The following is a 5,313-nucleotide window of genomic DNA, read 5'->3' on the forward strand; positions in this document are numbered from 1 at the left end:
GGCACCAGCGGTGTGGGCAAAACCCATTTGGCCACTTCCATCGGAATCGCAGCCGCCAAGAAAAGAACAAGCACCTATTTTATCAAGTGCCATGATCTTCTTCAGCAATTAAAGAAAGCGCGATTGGAGAATCGCTTAGAGGCCCGTTTAAAACACTACACGAAATACAAACTTCTGATCATTGATGAAATCGGCTATTTACCAATTGATCCGGAAGATGCCAAAAGCTTTTTCCAACTCATTGATATGCGGTACGAAAAGCGCAGCACCATCTTCACGACCAATGTGAACTTCAAGTCGTGGGACGAGGTCTTTCAGGATACGAAGATCGCCAACGCCATCCTGGACCGCATCTTGCATCACGCTACGGTGGTCAGCATTGTCGGCGAATCTTATCGCATAAAGCATCATTTAGCTTCTGAAAACGAGTGAAGTTGTGCATCATTAAACAAGCGAAAATGTACATAGTCAAGTTGACATTTACATCGGAATGGAATAAAGGCAAAATTAATTTATGACTAATATCTATAAATTAATTTTTTCTGGTCTTTTTCAAATTAAGGTTAGAAATAGATTCTCTAGAACCACTGGAATATCCTCCCTAATCTGATTTATCAAATGGCTCTTTAATGGATGGCCTCTATCAAATGAGAACTTGCCTCTTGAATCAACATAGTCCTTAATGAACCGTTCGCAAAAGGACACTTTTAACGACAAAAATGGAGAAAATAGGCCGTAATCAGCCTCTCTCTCCATTCGAATTTAAGCAGCTTCTGATAACCGTTGATATGTAAACATAGTGTTCAATTAAAAAGAGCCGATATATGACCTAACCATAATAAAGAATAAATGGAGCAGGTTAAATATGCACCTATTACTGGCTTAAACTATATATTTAGATTATGCCTTCTGATATTTGATAAAAAAGTACGTAAGTTAAATAGCCTCCTAAAAAAAGTCCTCCAAGAAGCAAAAAAAGTTTAAGTATCCAATAATTCACGATTGGGGGGAAGAATAAGATATTTTTAAAAACCCTGAATTTCTCCGTTTCTACGAACTCTTTCTTTTTCAAGATAAAAATCGCGAACAAAGCACAAGAAAAGCAAACAAGTATGACAGCGATACCGGCAATTATTTCTCCTATCATTTTTTTCTCCTTTCCATTACTTATAGTTTCGCAATGCAGTCTTAATCTGAGCTTTAATAACTTCATATAATATTTTCATTTCACCTTTTCATCGTAGGAATTTAAGCAATCATACTGCTACTTTGTGGCTTCCTGTTCACCAAAGGCATTGGCCAGATCAATAGAAGGAGCCTTAATGAGAAAATGCTTTCCTTAAACATTTTACGTTCATCGCGGGAATTTTCATTCCTCATTTATGGATCTGGCCCTTCTGAAATGAGGCATTCATAAAAGGCCTAGACGGCATACCAGTCCCAATCCTTGGTCATTTTTTTTACAAAACCTTTTTCATACTCTCCCTCCTCGAAAAAAAGGTTGTCTTATAAAAGTTATATAAATAGTTGCCAAGGTCTAACGGTGAAGATAAGTTCATTGCGGTTGTCCGTAACTTAAATTATGAATCTGTTCTAAAGGAAGTTAGAAGTAGATTCGACAGAAGAACTGGAATATCCTTCCTAGTCAGATTTGTTAAAGGGTTCTTAAACGGTTGGCTGTTGGCTTTGGTTATTGTGAGATTTCATTTTATATCAATAAGCTTAGTCTACTAATGAAGCGTTCGTAAAAGTACACTTATACAAACAAAAATGGAGAAAAGAGGTGCTCTAACCGACCTCTTTTCTCCATTTTTATTCATACAACTTCTAATAATCCCTCATATGTAAACCAGTCATTTTAATTAAGAACTCTACATAATCTTTAATTTAAGCTATAGAAACGAAAAAAATATTTTATTAACTTTAAGCCAGCAACACTTTAGCAACAACTTTTTAGTAAAATAAAGAAATAACTGTAAATTGAGAAGAGGCATGATCATGAAGATACAACAATCCATTTTAATTGTCGAAGACGAAGAATCCATTCTTGATATATTAGCCTATGCCTTGAGAAAAGAACGATATATTGTACACGGAGCTACTACAGGTGAAGCTGCATTATCCCTTTTCCAAGGCACCAAAATAGATCTGGTCATTTTAGATTTGATGTTACCCGATACCACCGGTTTCGAGCTATGCAAGAAAATAAAAGCGACGAGCAATTTGCCTGTCATGATGTTAACAGCCCGCGATGACATCGTTGACAAGATATTGGGATTGGAATTGGGTGCTGATGATTATATGACGAAGCCATTTGATGTACGGGAAGTGGCTGCAAGAGCAAAAGCATTGCTGCGGCGTTTCACTGATGGACGATCCATCAATTATTTATCCGTAAATGAAGAGATCCGTATTATTCCCAATTCCCATACTGTACTAAAACACGAAGAACCGGTAGCCATGAAACCAAAAGAATATGAACTTCTGTTGTTATTCGCCCAACATAAAAACCGGGTATTTTCCCGTGAGGAAATTCTGGACTCGATATGGGCGATGGATTTTGAAGGTGGCCTGCGCACGGTGGATGTTCATGTGCAGCGGATTCGCAAAAAGCTGGATTCATCGATTATTGAAACTGTCTTTGGCACCGGCTATAAAATGAGTGGTATTAGTTGATGAAATGGACAATCCGAAAGAAATTTTTCATAGGATTCTTATTGCTATTCACCTTAGCCGCCTTCAGTTTTTATCAAATTATGGAAAAAGCAATTGAAAATAACACCACAACCGTGCTGGAAAATGATTTAACAAAATTACAGCACACTTCCAAAGAATACATAAAACAGTTCTCAAAATTGCAGGGCAGCGATGAGAAACTATTTGCCGAGTTTGGCAGTACGATTGCACAAGAACTCAGTACTATCAATTCTCAGAGCATTTCCATCTATGATGCTGATGGATCTTTTCTAAATGAAGCAACGCCTATTGATAAGCCATTGCTGCTGGAGAACCAAAAATACCAAGAAAGCTTAAAGGAAAACAGCAGCACAGAACTTGCACAGGCTTTCCAAAATAAGGCTACTTATACACTTGAAACGGTCGCAGGTGGAACACTGCTTCATTTCGCGTATCCGGTCTATATTGAAGGTGCTTTTTACGGTGTATTGAAGTTTACTAGCGATTATTCCGTAATGTTTAAACACAATCAACAGTTATTGAACAGCTTCACACTACTCAGCATCTTGCTTTTTGTCGGTGTATTTATCATTTCCTTGCTGCTGACTAACCAGCTGATCAAGCCTCTGCATTCCCTTTCTAATGCAACAAAACAAATTGCAAAGGGCAATTATAAAGTGAAGGCGGATGTACATACTTCAGATGAAATTGGGGAACTAGCGAAGAATTTTCAACTGATGCAAAATGAAATTCAACAGCAAATGCATGTAATCGAAATGGAAAAAGAGAAAGTATTGTTGCTGGAGAAAAAACGCACTGATTTTTTCCATAACGTAACGCACGAACTGAAAACACCACTGACCACCATTTCCGGTTACGCTCAAATCATCGGAGAGAAATATTTCGACGATCCACTATTTTTAGAAAAAGCCGCCAGTAGAATTCACTCCGAGAGTGAACGGTTAAACAATATGGTTGTTCAATTGCTCTCTTTCTCAAAAGCTCAAGCTGATGTTGCCCGTATGGTTGAGGTATTTGATTTGTTCTCGCTTATCAACTCGGTCTGTGAAGATATCAAGATGGAAGCGACTGATGCTAAGATGCCCATATTGTTAACTGGCCAGCCTTTTAGCATTAAAGGCAATCCGGATGAAATGCGGCAGGTCATCCTTAATATCTTATCGAACGCAATCAAACATGGAAAACCGAATCATACAATTGAAATTGATGTATCGAAGAAGATTATCATTAAAAATTACAGCGATTTTATTCCCTCTAAGATTATCCAACATGCTTTTGAACCGTTTGTTCACGGTGCTGCAAAAGACAGCCATGGATTGGGACTGTTTATCTGCGAGCAAATCATCACTAAACATCAAGGCACGATTTCATTCGGTTACGCGAATGAGCAGGCAATCATTGAAATTTCTTTACCAAATTGGCAACAAAGTGGCAACAACTTTGAGATGGTTGGAAATAATATTGTTCTATGATCAGTATGTGCACAAACATACTTGAGGAGGAATAAGAATGATGAGAAAAATCCAAGGTTTCACTATGCTGGCTTTCGTTACGGTCTTTGCAGCTGGCTATGCTATTCAAAGCAAGGCGGATACAGAAAAAACTGTGACCATCACAGAAGACGTTCGACTCGAAAGTTCCCTTTCGGATAGCGCGATTGGCGTATCTCATGAAGGAACCATCCCAATTGAGATTCCGGTAAGTGAAGCATCCAATTATACAGGCTTTTTGGGAAATCAGATTATCTTCAATAAAGATGGTGCTACTAACCGTGTAAGTATTCCGGAATTAGAAAAAAGTGAAATCGCTGCTCGGGAATTTAATGAAGTGTCCGAAAATGGCAAGCGCGCTATTAGTAGAGATGGTGCTCAAGTTTATGTGGTGGATTTCGAATCAGGTACTGAGAAAGAAATCGGGACCGATGCTGAAATGGATGAATATTACTTTGCAGATGCCGAAGGAAATGAAGTTATTCATATTTCTCATACATCGCCAAAGATTCAAGTGCAGATTATTGAAGTTGATACGCTAGAAATAGCAAGTTGGGATTTAACCCGCCAATTTGAAATAGATGGCTTAGTTTTATCTAACATACAAAGAGACACTAACGGGATTTATGTAACAGGAACCTCTGTAGAGAGAGGTTTTGGCTTGTATCATTTAAACCATGACGGGGAAATGAAAACAGTTTCCACCCTGCCTGATGTTGAAATGGGGTTGGAGAGTTATGAATTTATCGAACCAAATAAAATCATTTTCAGTGATGCTTATAGGGGAAAAACAGGTATCTACTTAATGGACTTACTATCAAATGAAGTAACCCAACTCGTAGCAGGCGGTGAAGACGAAGAAGGCATCTGGACACCTTCTTATAAACTGTCTCCAGATAAAGAAAAGCTTCTTTTCGATACGCCCGTACAAGTAGGCGATGGTTATAAAACAAATATTTACATGGCAGAAATTATTGATGGGAAGCTAGCGAATGAAGTTCAGATTATGGGGAATGCTGATTTATACGCGATTATCAAGATGGCAGGCGCTTGGAGCGCGGATTCTAAAACAGCCTATGTCGGTACTACAACATCGGAAGATAAATTCATCGACGAAGTTGAGATA

The 5,313-nt window shown here is 38.3% G+C and carries 4 protein-coding genes; all 4 read left to right on the top strand.

Annotated elements, in window-relative coordinates:
* Positions 1–432: ATP-binding protein (locus QMA09_RS16805; RefSeq protein ID WP_290213956.1), on the top strand; the 432-nt coding region annotated here is incomplete at its 5' end.
* A 1,566-nt stretch (positions 433–1,998) separates the two neighbouring features.
* Positions 1,999–2,676 (top strand): response regulator transcription factor, encoded by a 678-nt coding sequence (locus QMA09_RS16810; protein WP_290213957.1) that lies wholly within the window; start codon positions 1,999–2,001, stop codon positions 2,674–2,676.
* Positions 2,676–4,169, top strand: coding sequence for a HAMP domain-containing sensor histidine kinase (locus QMA09_RS16815; RefSeq protein ID WP_290213958.1), 1,494 nt, complete (start codon positions 2,676–2,678; stop codon positions 4,167–4,169). The genes QMA09_RS16810 and QMA09_RS16815 overlap by 1 nt, the downstream gene beginning before the upstream one ends.
* A 37-nt stretch (positions 4,170–4,206) precedes the next feature.
* A partial coding sequence (locus QMA09_RS16820) for a TolB-like translocation protein (protein WP_290213959.1) occupies positions 4,207–5,313 on the top strand: 1,107 nt, incomplete at its 3' end.

Origin of the sequence: Planococcus sp. APC 3906 (assembly GCF_030407685.1) — a bacterium.
Taxonomy (GTDB): domain Bacteria; phylum Bacillota; class Bacilli; order Bacillales_A; family Planococcaceae; genus Planococcus; species Planococcus koreensis.

Bases quoted from the DNA above. Each gene is read 5' to 3' on its own strand.
- QMA09_RS16810 (WP_290213957.1), top strand. From the start codon at position 1,999: ATGAAGATACAACAATCCATTTTAATTGTCGAAGACGAAGAATCCATT.
- QMA09_RS16815 (WP_290213958.1), top strand. From the start codon at position 2,676: ATGAAATGGACAATCCGAAAGAAATTTTTCATAGGATTCTTATTGCTA.